This window comes from Streptomyces sp. NBC_00210 (assembly GCF_045160975.1).
Classification (GTDB): domain Bacteria; phylum Actinomycetota; class Actinomycetes; order Streptomycetales; family Streptomycetaceae; genus Streptomyces.
In genome coordinates this window covers 2798764-2814270 of sequence record NZ_CP108120.1, presented here as the reverse complement: position 1 = coordinate 2814270, position 15507 = coordinate 2798764, and the positions used below count along the sequence as shown (strand labels likewise).

15 protein-coding genes are annotated in these 15507 nt (G+C 68.6%); all 15 read left to right on the top strand.

Annotated elements, in window-relative coordinates; translation table 11 throughout:
• The first annotated feature begins 261 nt into the window (after positions 1–261).
• The 15 genes from thrB to OG729_RS12500 all read left to right on the top strand — a co-directional run bounded on the left by thrB (position 262) and on the right by OG729_RS12500 (position 15454).
• A complete protein-coding gene (gene thrB / locus OG729_RS12570; protein ID WP_360872252.1) occupies positions 262–1182 on the top strand; it encodes a homoserine kinase in 921 nt (306 codons plus the stop codon).
• Between the two features lie 388 nt (positions 1183–1570).
• Entirely contained in the window at positions 1571–3574 is a 2004-nt protein-coding gene (gene rho, locus OG729_RS12565) for a transcription termination factor Rho (protein WP_405806041.1), read from the top strand.
• A 326-nt stretch (positions 3575–3900) separates the two neighbouring features.
• Positions 3901–5004: an LCP family protein gene (locus tag OG729_RS12560; protein WP_405806039.1), complete on the top strand. Its 1104-nt coding sequence runs from the start codon at positions 3901–3903 to the stop codon at positions 5002–5004.
• 180 nt (positions 5005–5184) lie between these two features.
• Positions 5185–5409: a 50S ribosomal protein L31 gene (rpmE, locus tag OG729_RS12555; RefSeq protein ID WP_149181220.1), complete on the top strand. Its 225-nt coding sequence runs from the start codon at positions 5185–5187 to the stop codon at positions 5407–5409.
• A 101-nt stretch (positions 5410–5510) separates the two neighbouring features.
• Positions 5511–6590, top strand: coding sequence for a peptide chain release factor 1 (gene prfA / locus OG729_RS12550; RefSeq protein ID WP_360872242.1), 1080 nt, complete (start codon positions 5511–5513; stop codon positions 6588–6590).
• 30 nt (positions 6591–6620) lie between these two features.
• Entirely contained in the window at positions 6621–7466 is an 846-nt protein-coding gene (gene prmC, locus OG729_RS12545; RefSeq protein WP_405806037.1) for a peptide chain release factor N(5)-glutamine methyltransferase, read from the top strand.
• 40 nt (positions 7467–7506) lie between these two features.
• Positions 7507–8154 carry an L-threonylcarbamoyladenylate synthase gene (locus tag OG729_RS12540; RefSeq protein WP_360872231.1) on the top strand — a complete coding sequence of 216 codons (648 nt, stop codon included), beginning with the start codon at positions 7507–7509 and terminating at the stop codon, positions 8152–8154.
• Positions 8151–8789, top strand: coding sequence for a protein-tyrosine-phosphatase (locus tag OG729_RS12535; protein WP_360872228.1), 639 nt, complete (start codon positions 8151–8153; stop codon positions 8787–8789). The genes OG729_RS12540 and OG729_RS12535 overlap by 4 nt, the downstream gene beginning before the upstream one ends.
• A 466-nt stretch (positions 8790–9255) precedes the next feature.
• A complete protein-coding gene (glyA, locus tag OG729_RS12530; protein ID WP_405806035.1) occupies positions 9256–10527 on the top strand; it encodes a serine hydroxymethyltransferase in 1272 nt (423 codons plus the stop codon).
• Between the two features lie 106 nt (positions 10528–10633).
• Entirely contained in the window at positions 10634–12001 is a 1368-nt protein-coding gene (locus tag OG729_RS12525; protein ID WP_405806033.1) for an MraY family glycosyltransferase, read from the top strand.
• Between the two features lie 262 nt (positions 12002–12263).
• Positions 12264–12701 carry a hypothetical protein gene (locus OG729_RS12520; RefSeq protein WP_360872220.1) on the top strand — a complete coding sequence of 146 codons (438 nt, stop codon included), beginning with the start codon at positions 12264–12266 and terminating at the stop codon, positions 12699–12701.
• Between the two features lie 228 nt (positions 12702–12929).
• Positions 12930–13739, top strand: a complete 810-nt coding sequence (atpB, locus tag OG729_RS12515; protein ID WP_360872217.1) for a F0F1 ATP synthase subunit A — start codon at positions 12930–12932, stop codon at positions 13737–13739.
• A gap of 82 nt (positions 13740–13821) precedes the next feature.
• Positions 13822–14052: an ATP synthase F0 subunit C gene (atpE, locus tag OG729_RS12510; RefSeq protein ID WP_137993321.1), complete on the top strand. Its 231-nt coding sequence runs from the start codon at positions 13822–13824 to the stop codon at positions 14050–14052.
• Between the two features lie 44 nt (positions 14053–14096).
• Positions 14097–14642 (top strand): F0F1 ATP synthase subunit B, encoded by a 546-nt coding sequence (locus OG729_RS12505; protein ID WP_360872214.1) that lies wholly within the window; start codon positions 14097–14099, stop codon positions 14640–14642.
• Positions 14639–15454, top strand: coding sequence for a F0F1 ATP synthase subunit delta (locus tag OG729_RS12500; RefSeq protein ID WP_405806030.1), 816 nt, complete (start codon positions 14639–14641; stop codon positions 15452–15454). Before OG729_RS12505 ends, OG729_RS12500 begins: the two co-directional genes overlap by 4 nt.
• Positions 15455–15507 lie beyond the last annotated feature (53 nt).

Sequence of the window (15507 nt, the reverse complement as noted above, 5' to 3'; positions counted from 1 at the left end):
GGCCGTACCCCTTGGGGAAGGCGCCGTACCCCTTGTGAAAGCAAGGCAAGCCGGACAACGGCGTACGTAGGGGCACAGGAGGCTTGCGACACGCATCGTGCGCCTCCTGTGCGCCCTATGTCGCCACTGAACCTTCCTTCGATAAGCTGTACCGAACCCGCCCCGCCGCATATGCCGCGGTGTTGTTGCCGTTACGGCCCACGGGTGTTGGTACCTCTCGAAAAAACCTTCGCAGTCAGATCCAAGGAGAGTCATCGAGCGATGGCCGGTCCAGCGTTCCGCGCCGCCGCCGTCCGAGTGCGCGTCCCTGCCACCAGCGCCAATCTCGGCCCGGGCTTCGACGCCCTGGGGCTGTCCCTGGGGCTGTACGACGACGTCGTCGTACGGGTCGCGGACTCCGGTCTGCACATCGACATCGCAGGTGAGGGCGCCACGACGCTGCCCCGCGATGAGAGCCATCTGCTCGTACGTTCCCTGCGTACGGCCTTCGACCTGCTCGGCGGGCAGCCGCGCGGCCTCGAAGTCGTCTGTGCCAACCGCATCCCGCACGGGCGCGGCCTGGGGTCGTCCTCGGCAGCCATCTGCGCCGGCATCGTCGCCGCCCGCGCGGTGACCATAGGCGGCGACGCCAAACTCGACGACGCGGCCCTCCTGGAGCTCGCCACCGAGATCGAGGGGCACCCCGACAATGTCGCCGCCTGTCTGCTCGGCGGCTTCACGCTCGCCTGGATGGACGGGGGAGCGGCGCGCGCCATCAGGATGGAGCCGGCCGATTCCGTCGTTCCGGTGGTTTTCGTGCCGGCCAAGCCGGTGCTCACCGAGACGGCGCGCGGGCTGCTGCCGCGCTCTGTCCCCCATGTGGACGCAGCCGCCAACGCCGGTCGCGCCGCCCTGCTCGTCGAGGCGCTGACCAGGCGTCCCGAGCTGCTGCTGCCCGCCACGGAGGACCGGCTCCACCAGGAGTACCGGGCCCCGGCGATGCCGCAGAGCATCGACCTTGTCAACCGACTGCGTGCCGACGGCGTCCCAGCAGTCATCTCCGGCGCGGGTCCCACGGTCCTTGCGCTGGCGGAGGACAGTGCGGCCGACAAGGTCGCACGGCTGGCGGGCGAGGGCTGGGCGGCCAACCGGCTCACCTTCGACGCCGCGGGCGCGAGTGTTCTGCCGCTCGCCCCGCAGTGACACGAGATTGCCGGTGATGGAGAGGGGGAATGTTTGTTGGAGCCGGTAGTGTTAACCTCAAGTCTGCAACCGCCGTCTTTGTGGCGCGGTGCTTCGTGTCCCCATTAGGGACCAACATTCTTCCGGGAGCCTCCCCGACTGCCTGAGCAGCCTGCCTGAGCAGTTTCGAGCACGCTCCGGAACCGGCACGACACCCCTCGCTTTGTCAGGAGTGGGCCGAGCAGGGGGACCTCGGGCCGGGCCTTGCACGTTTATTTCTCCGCCGTTACTCCCGGCGGGACCACCGCCCCGGCTTCGGTCCGTGATACGCAACATCACAGGCCGAGTCGGACAGCACAACCGGTCGCCGAGCCAGAAGGCCGACGTCCGCTCCAGGGAAGGACCCTTCGTGAGCGACACCACCGATCTGATGGGCGTGACTGCCGACAACAGTGTCGACACCTCCGCGCCCGCCGCAGGTGCTGCCTCCGGCACCACCTCACGGCGCCGCCGCTCCGGCACCGGCCTCGAGGGCATGGTCCTGGCCGAGCTGCAGCAGGTCGCGTCCGGCCTCGGCATCAGGGGCACCGCGCGGATGCGCAAGAGCCAGCTGATCGAGGTCATCAAGGAGGCGCAGGCCACAGGCTCCGCTCCGGCGAAGAGCGCCGACGCTGCCGAGGCCAAGCCGAAGCGCCGCGCCACCTCCAAGGCCCGTACGGGCGATGCGCCCGCCGCTGCCGCTGCCGAGGAGAAGGCCGAGAAGGCCGTGGCCCAGCAGCAGATCGACATCCCGGGCCAGCCGGCCAGCGACGACCAGCCGGCCGCGGAGCGCCGCCGTCGGCGGGCCACCGCGCAGGCGGGCAGCCCGGACACCAAGGCAGAGGCCAAGGCCGAGGGCTCCGTCGACGTCAAGACCGACGTCAAGACGGAAGCCCAGCCGGACACCAAGGCCGAGGCCGCCGTCGCCGTCTCCGCACAGGACGGCGAAGGCCGGCGCGACCGCCAGGAGCGGGGCCAGCGCGGCGAGCGCGGCGGCGAGCGCCGTGACCGCCAGCGCGACCGCGGCCGTGGCAAGGGCGACGAGCAGCAGGGCGGCCAGCGCCAGCAGCGCCAGGGCGGTCAGCAGGGCGGCCAGCAGGGTCCGCGCGCCGACGAGGGCGACGACGACTTCGAGGGCGGCCGCCGTGGCCGCCGGGGCCGTTACCGCGACCGCCGTGGCCGCCGTGGCCGCGACGACTTCGCGACCGGCGAGCCGCAGGTCTCCGAGGACGACGTCCTGATTCCCGTCGCGGGCATCCTGGACATCCTCGACAACTACGCCTTCATTCGTACGTCGGGTTACCTCCCCGGTCCGAACGACGTGTACGTGTCGCTGGCCCAGGTCCGCAAGAACGGTCTGCGCAAGGGTGACCATGTCACCGGTGCCGTCCGTCAGCCCAAGGAGGGCGAGCGCCGCGAGAAGTTCAACGCGCTGGTCCGCCTGGACTCCGTCAACGGCATGGCGCCCGAATCCGGCCGCGGCCGCCCGGAGTTCCAGAAGCTGACCCCGCTCTACCCGCAGGACCGGCTCCGTCTGGAGAGCGACCCGGGTGTGCTGACGACCCGGATCATCGACCTCGTCGCGCCCATCGGAAAGGGCCAGCGAGGCCTGATCGTGGCCCCGCCGAAGACCGGCAAGACCATGATCCTGCAGGCGATCGCCAACGCGATCACGGTCAACAGCCCCGAGTGCCACCTGATGGTCGTCCTTGTCGACGAGCGTCCGGAAGAGGTCACCGACATGCAGCGGTCGGTGAAGGGCGAGGTCATCTCCTCGACCTTCGACCGCCCGGCCGAGGACCACACCACCGTCGCCGAGCTGGCCATCGAGCGCGCCAAGCGTCTCGTCGAGCTGGGTCACGACGTGGTCGTCCTGCTGGACTCGATCACCCGCCTGGGCCGTGCGTACAACCTCGCGGCCCCGGCCTCCGGACGCATCCTGTCCGGTGGTGTCGACTCGACCGCGCTCTACCCGCCGAAGCGCTTCTTCGGTGCCGCGCGCAACATCGAGGACGGCGGCTCGCTGACCATCCTGGCCACCGCGCTGGTCGACACCGGTTCGCGCATGGACGAGGTGATCTTCGAGGAGTTCAAGGGCACCGGCAACATGGAGCTCAAGCTCGACCGGAAGCTCTCCGACAAGCGCATCTTCCCGGCGGTGGACGTGGACGCGTCCAGCACCCGTAAGGAAGAGATCCTGCTCGGCAGCGACGAGCTCGCCATCACCTGGAAGCTGCGCCGAGTGCTGCACGCCCTCGACCAGCAGCAGGCGATCGAGCTGCTGCTGGACAAGATGAAGCAGACGAAGTCGAACGCAGAGTTCCTGCTGCAGATCCAGAAGACGACTCCGTCCGCCGGCAACGGTGGCGACTGACGTTCTTCACGGCGGCCCTTGAAGAGGCCCTTCCAGAGTCTCTTCAAGGTCGCGGGCGGGAGATCTTCGCCACAGTCGCAGGACGTGACGTGGCTCCCGCGCCCCGGCTCCCCGCTCCCCGAACTCGCAGGTGAGAACGGAGAGTCCGGCCGGCAAGCAAGCTGATGTGCCCACCGTGCGATGCACGGTGGGCACATTGCGTTCTTAAGGAGTCTTAAGACCCCTGTGCAACCCTTCTTCCTGCTTCACCGTCTGAACAAGTAACAACAAACCGCGCCTGAACAGCACGGCAGGGGGTAGCGGGAAGAGCGGAAGCAAGGGAGACCATGACCGAGCAGAACAGCGGCGGCCGAATACGCGGCCGCGGCAAGCGCCGTAAACAGCCCAGCACGCGCCGCAGGGCACTGACCGTCGCCGCATGGTCGGCCGCGGGTCTGGTCCTGATCGGCGGATCCGGACTCGGTTACGTCTACTTCAAGCTCAACGGCAACATCCAGGGCGTCGACATCAACGCCGCACTCGGCACCGACCGCCCCGAGAACGTCGACAACGGTTCCATGGACATTCTGGTCCTGGGCTCCGACTCCCGCTCCGGCGCCAACGCCAAGTACGGCGTCGACGAAGGCGTCGCCCGCTCCGACACCGCGATGATGGTGCACGTCTACGAGGGCCACAAGAAGGCCAGCGTCGTCTCCATCCCGCGCGACACCCTCGTGAACCGCCCGCAGTGCACGGACGGCAAGGGCAAGTCCGTCTCCGGCGAGAAGCGCGCCATGTTCAACACGGCGTACGAGGTCGGCGGCCCGGCCTGTGCGGTGAAGACCGTCGAGAAGATGTCCGGGATCCGCATGGATCACTACATCGAGGTCGACTTCACCGGCTTCAAGAAGCTCATCGACGAGCTGGGTGGCGTGGAGATCACCACCACCAAGCCGATCCACGACTCCAAAAGCCATCTGGACCTGCCGCCCGGCAAGCACACCCTGAACGGGGAGCAGTCGCTCGGTCTCGTACGCACCCGCAAGAGCGTCGGCGACGGCAGCGACCTCGGCCGCATACAGCTCCAGCAGGCCTTTATGAAGGCCTTCATCAACCAGGTCAAGGGCATCGGCCTGTTCAGCAACCCGAAGAAGCTCCTCGACGTCGCGGACACCGCCACCAAGGCGATCACGCCCGACTCCGAGCTCGACTCGGCGAAGGAGCTGATGGGCTTTGCCCAGGGGCTGAGCGGGCTCGGTGCGCAGGACGTGCAGATGATCACGATGCCGGTGGAGTACGACCCGGTCGACCCCAACCGCGTGATCCCGCTCAAGGCCGCCTCCCAGCAGGTGTGGGCCGCGCTCAAGCAGGACAAGCCGATCCCTCCGGCCGCGATCAAGAAATCGGCGGGCGACAAGGGCGCGGCCGGCTCGCTCGTCCAGAGCCATTAGGCACGGCTCGGCAGCCACGGGACACGGCTCGGCGCACCCGCCGCGCGCCGGGGAATAGTTCTGCCCGCCCCCCGGTTTTGGGAGATACGGCCGGTCCTGGCAGACTGGTACGTCGGCCCCGGTTCACGTACGAGCAATCCGCCCGTGCGACCCGGTGCCCTCCCGAAACTAGGAGACACCTTGAAGCGCGACATCCACCCCGAGTACGTCGAGACGCAGGTCAGCTGCACCTGTGGCGCGTCGTTCACCACCCGTAGCACGATCGAGGCCGGCACCATCCGTGCCGAGGTCTGCTCCGAGTGCCACCCGTTCTACACGGGCAAGCAGAAGATCCTCGACACCGGTGGCCGTGTGGCCCGCTTCGAGGCCCGCTTCGGCAAGGCTGCCGGCTCCGCCAAGAAGTAGCGAGCCACTGCGCCGGTCTTCGGCTGCCCCCGCGCGGGGTGGCTGGGACCGGCGCTTTGCCGTCCCCGCAGCCCTTCCGTACGCAAACCCAGGAGCCCCCGATGTTCGAGGCGGTCGAGGAACTGATCGGCGAACACGCCGATCTCGAGAAGAAGCTCGCCGACCCGTCGGTCCACGCCGACCAGGCCAACGCGCGCAAGCTCAACAAGCGCTACGCCGAACTGACCCCGATCATCGGCACGTACCGCTCCTGGAAGCAGACCGGGGACGACATCCAGACCGCGCGTGAACTCGCCGCCGACGACCCGGAGTTCGCGGCCGAGGTCAAGGATCTCGAGAAGCAGCGCGAGGAGCTCACCGAGAAGCTGCGGCTGCTGCTCGTGCCGCGCGATCCCAGCGACGACAAGGACGTCATCCTCGAGGTCAAGGCGGGCGCGGGCGGCGACGAGTCCGCCCTGTTCGCCGGCGACCTGCTGCGGATGTATCTGCGCTATGCCGAGCGCGTCGGCTGGAAGACCGAGATCATCGACGCCACCGAGTCCGAGCTGGGCGGCTACAAGGACGTCCAGGTCGCGGTGAAGACCAAGGGCGGCCAGGGCGCGACCGAGCCCGGACAGGGCGTCTGGGCGCGGCTGAAGTACGAGGGCGGGGTGCACCGCGTGCAGCGGGTGCCCGCCACCGAGTCGCAGGGCCGTATCCACACCTCCGCGGCCGGTGTGCTGGTGACGCCCGAGGCGGAGGAGATCGACGTGGAGATCCACGCCAACGATCTCCGTATCGACGTCTACCGGTCCTCCGGGCCCGGCGGCCAGTCCGTCAACACCACGGACTCCGCGGTGCGTATCACGCACCTGCCGACCGGCATCGTCGCCTCCTGCCAGAACGAGAAGAGCCAGCTCCAGAACAAGGAGCAGGCGATGCGTATCCTGCGCTCCAGGCTGCTGGCCGCAGCCCAGGAGGAGGCCGAGAAGGAAGCGGCGGACGCCCGCCGCAGCCAGGTTCGAACGGTCGACCGTTCCGAGAAGATCCGTACGTACAACTTCCCGGAAAACCGCATCTCGGACCACCGTGTCGGGTTCAAGGCGTACAACTTGGACCAGGTGCTCGACGGGGATCTCGACGCGATGATCCAGGCGTGTGTCGACGCCGACTCGGCCGCCAAGCTCGCCGCCGCCCAGTAACAACAACATCCCGCAGCCCCGGAGGACCGCGTGAACCTGCTGCTTGCCGAGGTGGCCCAGGCCACCCAGCGGCTGGCCGACGCCGGCGTGCCCTCACCGCGCTTCGACGCGGAGGAGCTCGCCTCGTTCGTGCACGGCGTGAAGCGGGGAGAACTGCACAACGTCCCGGACGGTGACTTCGACGCCCGCTACTGGGAGGCCGTGGCCCGCCGCGAGGCCCGCGAGCCGCTCCAGCACATCACCGGACGCGCCTTCTTCCGCTATCTGGAGCTGCAGGTCGGACCGGGGGTCTTTGTGCCGCGCCCGGAGACCGAGTCGGTCGTCGGCTGGGCCATAGACGCCGTACGGGCCATGGATGTCGTCGAGCCGCTGATCGTCGACCTGTGCACGGGCTCCGGGGCCATCGCGCTCGCCATGGCACAGGAGGTGCCGCGCTCGCGGGTGCACGGAGTGGAACTCTCCGAGGACGCGCTGCGGTGGACCCGCAAGAACGCCGAGGGCAGCCGGGTCACCATCCACCAGGGCGACGCGCTGAGCGCCCTGCCGGAGCTGGACGGCCAGGTGGACCTGGTCATTTCGAATCCGCCGTACATTCCGCTCACGGAGTGGGAGTATGTCGCCCCCGAGGCACGCGACCACGACCCGGACATGGCGCTGTTCTCCGGCGAGGACGGCCTGGACACCATCCGCGGCATCGAGCGCACCGCCCACCGGCTGCTGCGGCCCGGCGGCCTCGTCGTCGTCGAGCACGCGGACACGCAGGGCGGCCAGGTGCCGTGGATCTTCAGCGAAGAGGCCGGCTGGGCTGACGCCGCCGACCACCCCGACCTGAACAAGCGGCCGCGCTTCGCGACCGCGCGCAAGGCAACGCCATGACCAAGCTTGTGTACGTGTCCATGTACGAGGAGGCCCGCTGATGGCTCGGCGATACGACTGCAACGACGCGACGGATCGCACCACCGGTCTGCGTGAAGCCGCATCGGCCGTACGCCGCGGCGAGCTGGTCGTGCTGCCCACCGACACCGTGTACGGGATCGGTGCGGACGCCTTCAGCTCGGAGGCTGTCGCGGATCTGCTGGAGGCGAAGGGGCGCGGCCGCAATATGCCCACTCCTGTCCTCATCGGGTCGCCGAACACCCTGCACGGCCTCGTCACCGACTTCTCCGAGCAGGCCTGGGAACTGGTCGACGCGTTCTGGCCGGGCGCGCTGACGCTGGTCGCCAAGCACCAGCCCTCCCTTCAGTGGGACCTGGGTGACACCCGGGGCACCGTCGCGATCCGGATGCCGCTGCACCCGGTCGCGATCGAACTGCTCACCGAGGTGGGCCCGATGGCCGTGTCGAGCGCCAACCTGACCGGGCACCCGGCGCCGGAGGACTGTGACGCGGCGCAGGAGATGCTGGGCGACTCGGTCTCGGTCTACCTGGACGGCGGTCCGACGCCGGGCATCGTGCCGTCCTCGATCGTCGATGTCACGGGCAAGGTGCCGGTGATGCTGCGTGCGGGAGCTCTCTCTGCGGACGAACTGCGCAAGGTCGTACCCGACCTCGAGGTGGCCAGTTGACCGCCCCTGAGGGGCGTGGCATAGCGGGACCTACGGACACTTTCCGCATCCTCCACGTCAGCACCGGCAACGTCTGCCGCTCGCCGATCACCGAGCGGCTGACCCGCCATGCCCTGAGCGACCGCCTCGGCGATCCGCTCACGGGCGGCCTGATCGTGGAGAGCGCGGGCACGTGGGGGCACGAGGGCGCCCCGATGGAGGCCAACGCCGAGATCGTGCTTGCCGACTTCGGCGCGGATGCGACCGGCTTTGTGGGGCGCGAGCTGCTCGACGAGCATGTGATCCGCGCGGATCTGGTCCTGACGGCGACCAGGGACCACCGGGCGCAGGTGATCTCGATGGGTCACTCGGCGGGCCTGCGCACGTTCACGCTCAAGGAGTTCACCCGGCTTGTACGGGCGATAGACCCGGCAACGTTGCCGGACCCGCGCGAGGGCGTCGTGGCCCGGGCTCGCGCGCTGGTCCGCGCGGCGGCGGCGCTGCGGGGCTGGCTGCTCGCGCCGAGCCCGGACGCGGATGAGGTGTACGACCCGTACGGGGCGCCGATCACGTTCTTTCGCTCGATCGGGGACGAGATCAATCAGGCGCTGGATCCGGTGGTGACGGCGCTGACGGGGGTACGGGCGCGGCGCTGACGGGGGTAGCGGTTGCTTTTCCCCACCCCGCCCTTTCCCTGAACCGGGGCTCCGCTCCAGACCCTCCCCCTACGCCCTGCGGGCGTGGTGGAACCCCCGCGCCTCAATCGCCGGCGGGGCTTGAATGCCCGGGCCGTTGTCGGGGCTCCGCCCCAGACCCTCCCCCTACGCCCTGCGGGCGTGGTGGGACCCCACGCCTCAATCTCCCCCAGACTTCGTCCGGGAGACCCCGACGGGGCTGGCTTTCGGAGCTCGGCCCCGAACCCCCCAAGTCCGCGCCGCGAAGCGGGCGCACGGGGAGCTGGGGGCCTGCCCCCAGTTACGGGATGGGGGTACCTCCCGCGGCCGCCAGGCCGTAGGGGGAGGCGGGGTGGGGAAAGAAAGATCCCCCCGACACCGCGCAGGCCGCCAGAGCCCGGCCTACATTGGAGACGCCGCCCACTCCACGCAAGGCCTGGAGCCACAGATGCCGGTCACCGCTGCACCAGACGCCGTCCGCATCACCCATCACGGCGCCGACTTCGACGCCCTGCGCCGCCAGGACCCCGAGATCGCCGAGGTGATCCTGGGCGAGCTGGGGCGGCAGAGCGACAGCCTCCAGCTCATCGCCGCCGAGAACTTCACCTCCCCCGCGGTCCTCGCCGCTCTCGGCTCGCCGCTCGCCAACAAGTACGCCGAGGGCTATCCCGGCGCCCGCCACCACGGCGGCTGCGAGCTCGTCGACGCCGCCGAGCGGATCGCCGTCGAGCGTGCCACCGCCCTGTTCGGGGCCGAACACGCCAATGTGCAGTCGCACTCCGGCTCCTCCGCCGTCCTCGCGGCATACGCTGCGCTGCTCAAGCCCGGCGACACGGTCCTCGCCATGGGGCTGCCGTACGGCGGTCATCTCACCCACGGCTCGCCCGCCAACTTCTCCGGCCGCTGGTTCGACTTCGTCGGCTACGGCCTCGACGCCGAGACCGGGCTCATCGACTACGACCAGGTGCGCACCCTGGCCCGTCAGCACCGGCCCAAGGCCATCGTCTGCGGCTCGATCTCGTACCCCCGCCACCCGGACTACGCGGCGTTCCGCGAGATCGCGGACGAGGTGGGCGCGTATCTGATCGCCGACGCGGCCCACCCGATGGGGCTGATCGCGGGCGGCGCCGCCCCGAGCCCCGTCCCGTACGCCGATGTGGTGTGCGCTACAACACACAAGGTGCTGCGCGGGCCGCGCGGCGGAATGATCCTGTGCGGCTCCGAACTGGCCGAGCGCATCGACCGCGCGGTGTTCCCCTTCACCCAGGGCGGCGCCCAGATGCACACGATCGCGGCCAAGGCCGTCGCCTTCGGGGAGGCGTCGACCTCCGCGTTCACGGCGTACGCACACAAGGTGGTGGCGAACGCCCGGGTGCTCGCCGACGGGCTCGCCGAGGAGGGTTACTTCGTGCTGACGGGCGGCACCGACACCCATCTGATCAGCGCGGATCCGGCGCCGCTCGGCGTGGACGGCAGGGCGGCCCGCGGCCGTCTCGCCGCGGCCGGACTGGTGCTCGACACCTGTGCCCTCCCGTACGGCGACGGGCGCGGCATCCGGCTCGGCACCGCCGCCGTCACCACCCAGGGCATGGGCGAGGCCGAAATGACGCGGATCGCCGCCCTCTTCACAGCGGCGATGCGTGAAGAGGGAGAAGAGGCGAGAAAGGTACGTTCGGAAGTGCGGGCACTGGCCGGTAGATTTCCGCCTTATCGGGGGTAGCCGCGACATTGTGCAACCATCGCGGCCCCCCGTATGTCCTCAAGCATGTGGCTACCAGAGCTAGTGTGTGGGGCTGAGATGGCCAGCGATTCCTGTGGGGCAGCCCGTGCGTGATTACCTGCTGACGCTCTGTGTCACGGCCGCGGTGACCTATCTGCTGACCGGTCCGGTGCGTAAGTTCGCCATCGCGACCGGAGCGATGCCTGAGATCCGCGCCCGCGATGTACACCGAGAGCCGACGCCGCGACTCGGCGGCATCGCCATGTTCTTCGGCCTGTGCGCCGGTCTGCTGGTCGCCGACCATCTGCAGAATCTGAACAGCGTTTTCGAGCTGTCGAACGAACCACGCGCACTTCTCTCCGGCGCGGCCCTGATCTGGATCATCGGCGTCCTGGACGACAAGTTCGAGATCGACGCCCTGATCAAGCTCGGCGGCCAGATGATCGCCGCGGGTGTGATGGTGATGCAGGGTCTGACGATCCTGTGGATCCCCGTGCCCGGCATCGGCACGGTCTCGCTGACCTCCTGGCAGGGCACCCTGCTGACGGTCGCCCTGGTCGTCATCACCATCAACGCGGTGAACTTCGTGGACGGCCTGGACGGTCTCGCCGCCGGCATGGTCTGCCTCGCCGCCGCCGCCTTCTTCCTCTACTCGTACCGGATCTGGTACGGCTACATGATCGAGGCGGCCGCCCCCGCGACGCTCTTCACCGCGATCCTGATGGGTATGTGCCTGGGCTTCCTGCCCCACAACATGCATCCCGCGCGGATCTTCATGGGCGACTCGGGCTCGATGCTGATCGGCCTGGTGCTCGCCGCGGCCGCGATCTCGGTGACCGGCCAGGTGGACCCCGACGCCCTGAAGATCTTCGAGGGCAGCACCCGCCAGGCCACGCACGCGGCGCTGCCCGTCTTCATTCCGCTGCTGCTGCCGCTGACCATCATCGCGATCCCGGTCGCGGACCTGGTGCTCGCGATCGTGCGCCGTACCTGGAACGGACAGTCGCCGTTCGCCGCCGACCGAGGCCATCTCCACCACCGGCTGCTGGAGATCGGACACTCGCACAGCCGCGCGGTCCTGATCATGTACTTCTGGTCGGCGCTGATCGCCTTCGGCGTCGTCGCGTACTCCGTGCACTCGGCGTCGATGTGGATCGTGCTGGCCATCGTGGCGTTGAGCGCCGTCGGCCTGGTGCTTCTGCTGCTGCCGCGCTTCACGCCGCGGGCTCCGCGCTGGGCCGAGGCCTTTGTGCCGCCGCGCTACCGGCGCCGTACGGTGCAGCCCGAGCAGGCGGCGGTGCCCACGCTCGCGTACGGGGCGGAGCTGCCCGAGGCGCCCGAGGAGCGCGCCCCGGTCACGGTGGGCGCCCCTGGGGCAGGCGGCGTCAACCGCGTCCACGGCGTCAACGGAGCGACCGCGATCGGCCCCCGTTCGCGTTTCCCGGACGGAAGGAAGGCCGGGACCCGCGGATGACCATTTACCGGATCTCCGCCCAATAGCAGACATAGCGACCGGCTAGGGTGCACACACGCGCGCGTTCACTCTCATGTGTGATGGTTGGCACACTCCTGGGTAAAGACCTATTCAAATAGTTTGTGATACGGTTCACGAGACCCGGAGACAGCGCCGAAGGACCGTAGTGCGACGGTCCGTTGGCCCCGAGGCCCATCTCGGACCGGGATTACGCTCGTCCATGACGACACCACTGCCCCCACCAGTAAGCGGAGCTGCCGCCATGCCGACCAATGACGTCCGGACTCTCCTTCACACCGCCGTGCCCGCGGCTGCCGCCGGCGCTGTCGCCGTTGCCGTCAGCGCTGGAGTCGCCGGTGGCAAGGGAGCAATCGGGGCGGTCGTCGGCACCTTGGTGGTCCTCCTCTTCATGGGGATCGGGATGGTCGTGCTCCAGCGGACGGCGAAATCGCTTCCGCACTTGTTCCAGGCCATGGGGCTGATGCTCTACACGGCGCAGCTGCTGCTGCTCTTCATCTTCATGGCGGCGTTCAAGGACACCACCCTGTTCGACCCCAAGGCCTTCGCTTTCACCATTCTCGCGGTGACCCTTGTCTGGGTCTCCGCGCAGGCTCGTGCGTATATGAAGGCCAAGATCCTCTACGTGGATCCCGATGCCGCGAAGGGTGAAAAGCCCGAGAACGCGGGGTCGTCGACGTGAAGGGTAGGGCCGGGATAAGCGCCCGTTCGCGATCCTGCTATCGTCCGGTGCCAACTGCGGCACTGCGGGCGCGGGTGTCCGAGCTGACGCCTGTCCCAGCGCGAGGCTCGATGCCGAACCGTCGCCCCCACATCCGTAAGACCACCAGTCCAGTGCCGTCCCGCGGCTCAGCGCCGCGCCGACACAACGAGGTTGCCGTACCTATGCGCCACGCTGAAGGAGCCCGCGGTGAGTGCTGACCAGACGCTCGCCTTCGACGCGAGTTGCCACATCTTCACCGGATGCGGATTCCCGGCTCCGGGCCTGCATACGTTCATCTACGAACCCATCGCGACGGTGGGCGGCTTCGAATTCACAAAGCCGATGCTCCTCGCGTTCCTCGGTTCGTTCGTGGTCGTCGCCTTCTTCTGGGCCGCCTTCCACAAGCCCAAGTTGGTACCGGGCAAGCTTCAGATGGTCGGCGAGGCCGGTTACGACTTCGTACGCCGCGGAATCGTCTACGAGATCATCGGCAAGAAGGACGGCGAGAAGTACGTCCCGCTGATGGTGTCGCTGTTCTTCTTCGTCTGGATGATGAATATCTGGTCGATTGTGCCGCTCGCACAGTTCCCGGTGACCTCGATCATCGCTTACCCGGCGGCGCTCGCCCTCGTTGTGTACGTGCTGTGGGTCAGCCTGACCTTCAGGAAGCACGGCTTCGTCGGCGGCTGGAAGAACATCACCGGGTACGACAAGTCCCTCGGCCCGATCCTTCCGCTCGTGGTCGTGCTGGAGTTCTTCTCGAACCTGCTCATCCGGCCCTTCACCCACGCGGTCCGGCTCTTTGCGAACATGTTCGCGGGCCACCTGCTGATCTCGATGTTCGCCATCGCGACCTGGTACCTCGCCAACGGCATCGGCTTCGTCTACGCCGGAACCTCGTTCCTGATGGCCGTCGTGATGACCGCATTCGAGCTCTTCATCCAGGCCGTCCAGGCGTACGTCTTCGTCCTCCTGGCCTGCAGCTACATCCAGGGCGCGCTCGCCGAGCACCACTGAGCAGAGCCCGACCCGCACACCTGAAATCAGTCGTCCGGTGGCCAACCCCCACCGGGTCCTTGAAAGAGAAGGAAGAACCGGCATGTCCGCTCTCCAGACCCTTGCTGCCGTCGAAGGTAACGTCGCCTCCATCGGTTACGGTCTCGCCGCCATCGGCCCCGGCGTCGGCGTCGGCATCATCTTCGGTAACGGCACCCAGGCCCTCGCCCGTCAGCCCGAGGCGGCCGGCCTGATCCGTACCAACCAGATCATGGGTTTCGCCTTCTGTGAGGCGCTCGCCCTCATCGGCATCGTCATGGGCTTCGTCTACTAAGCCGGTCTGACGACAGCCCCATCTTTTTCACGGAAGGCACTGATGTGAACGCTCTGTTCATTGCGGCAGCGGCGGAGGAGCAGCCTCCGCTCATCCCGCATCTCGACGAGCTCGTCATCGGCCTGATCGCTTTCGTCATCGTTTTCGGCTTCCTCGCCAAGAAGCTCCTCCCGAACATCAACAAGGTTCTGGAAGAGCGCCGAGAGGCCATCGAGGGTGGCATCGAGAAGGCCGACGCGGCGAGGATCGAAGCCGAGAGCGTGCTCGAGCAGTACAAGGCTCAGCTCGCCGAGGCCCGCCACGAGGCCGCCCGGATGCGCCAGGAGGCGACCGAGCAGGGCGCCGCGATCATCCAGGAGATGAAGGCGGAAGGCCAGCGGCAGCGCGAGGAGATCATCGCGGCCGGCCACGCCCAGATCGAGGCCGACCGCAAGGCTGCGGCCACTGCGCTGCGTCAGGACGTTGGCAAGCTCGCCATCGAACTGGCCGGCAAGCTCGTCGGTGAGTCCCTCGAGGACCAGGCCCGGCAGAGCCGCACCGTCGACCGCTTCCTCGACGAGCTCGAGGAGAAGGCCGAGGCCGCCCGATGAACGGAGCGAGCCGCGAGGCACTGGCTGCCGCACGCGAGGCTCTTGACGCGCTGACCGACAACACCTCGGTCGACGCGGCGAAGCTTGCTGAGGAGCTGGCCGCCGTCACCGCGCTGCTCGACCGCGAGGTGTCGCTGCGTCGGGTCCTGACCGACCCGGCGCAGTCCGGCGAGGCCAAGGCCGAGCTGTTGGCGCGGCTGCTCAGCGGTCAGGTGGGCGGCCCGACCGTCGACCTGGTCTCCGGCATGGTCCGCTCCCGCTGGTCGCAGTCCCGTGACCTGGTCGACGCGATCGAGGAGCTGGCGGCCACCGCCGACCTCACCGCGGCGCAGCAGGCGGGCGCGCTCGACGATGCCGAGGACGAGCTGTTCCGGTTCGGCCGGATCGTCGAGTCCAACGTCGAGCTGCGGGCCGCGCTGACCGACAGGTCGGCGACGAAGTCCGCCAAGGCCGAGCTGGTGAGCACACTGCTCGGCGGCAGGGCCAATCCGGTCACCGAGCGACTGGTAGTCCGTCTTGTTACGGCGCCCCGGGGACGTAGCCTGGAGGCGGGACTCGAGTCCCTGTCCAAGCTCGCCGCGGCGCGTCGGGACCGGATGGTAGCGGTCGTCACCTCGGCGGTACCGCTCACCGACCAGCAGAAGCAGCGCCTCGGCGCCGTGCTGGCGAAGCTGTACGGCCGCCAGATGCACCTGAACCTCGACGTGGACCCCGAGGTCCTCGGCGGGATCTCGGTGCGTGTCGGCGACGAGGTCATCAGCGGCACGATCGCGGAACGTCTCGCCGAGGCGTCTCGCCGTATCGCCGGCTGACAGCCAGTAACTGAACAAGCAGGACGAGCGGCCCGGTTGGGCCGTGCAGAAAT

Excerpts from the sequence above, each read along its gene's own strand:
- thrB (WP_360872252.1), top strand. The coding sequence starts at position 262 with ATGGCCGGTCCAGCGTTCCGCGCCGCCGCCGTCCGAGTGCGCGTCCCT.
- OG729_RS12500 (WP_405806030.1), top strand. The coding sequence starts at position 14,639 with ATGAACGGAGCGAGCCGCGAGGCACTGGCTGCCGCACGCGAGGCTCTT.
- prfA (WP_360872242.1), top strand. The coding sequence starts at position 5,511 with ATGTTCGAGGCGGTCGAGGAACTGATCGGCGAACACGCCGATCTCGAG.
- OG729_RS12540 (WP_360872231.1), top strand. The coding sequence starts at position 7,507 with ATGGCTCGGCGATACGACTGCAACGACGCGACGGATCGCACCACCGGT.
- atpE (WP_137993321.1), top strand. The coding sequence starts at position 13,822 with ATGTCCGCTCTCCAGACCCTTGCTGCCGTCGAAGGTAACGTCGCCTCC.
- OG729_RS12560 (WP_405806039.1), top strand. The coding sequence starts at position 3,901 with ATGACCGAGCAGAACAGCGGCGGCCGAATACGCGGCCGCGGCAAGCGC.
- OG729_RS12520 (WP_360872220.1), top strand. The coding sequence starts at position 12,264 with ATGCCGACCAATGACGTCCGGACTCTCCTTCACACCGCCGTGCCCGCG.
- glyA (WP_405806035.1), top strand. The coding sequence starts at position 9,256 with ATGCCGGTCACCGCTGCACCAGACGCCGTCCGCATCACCCATCACGGC.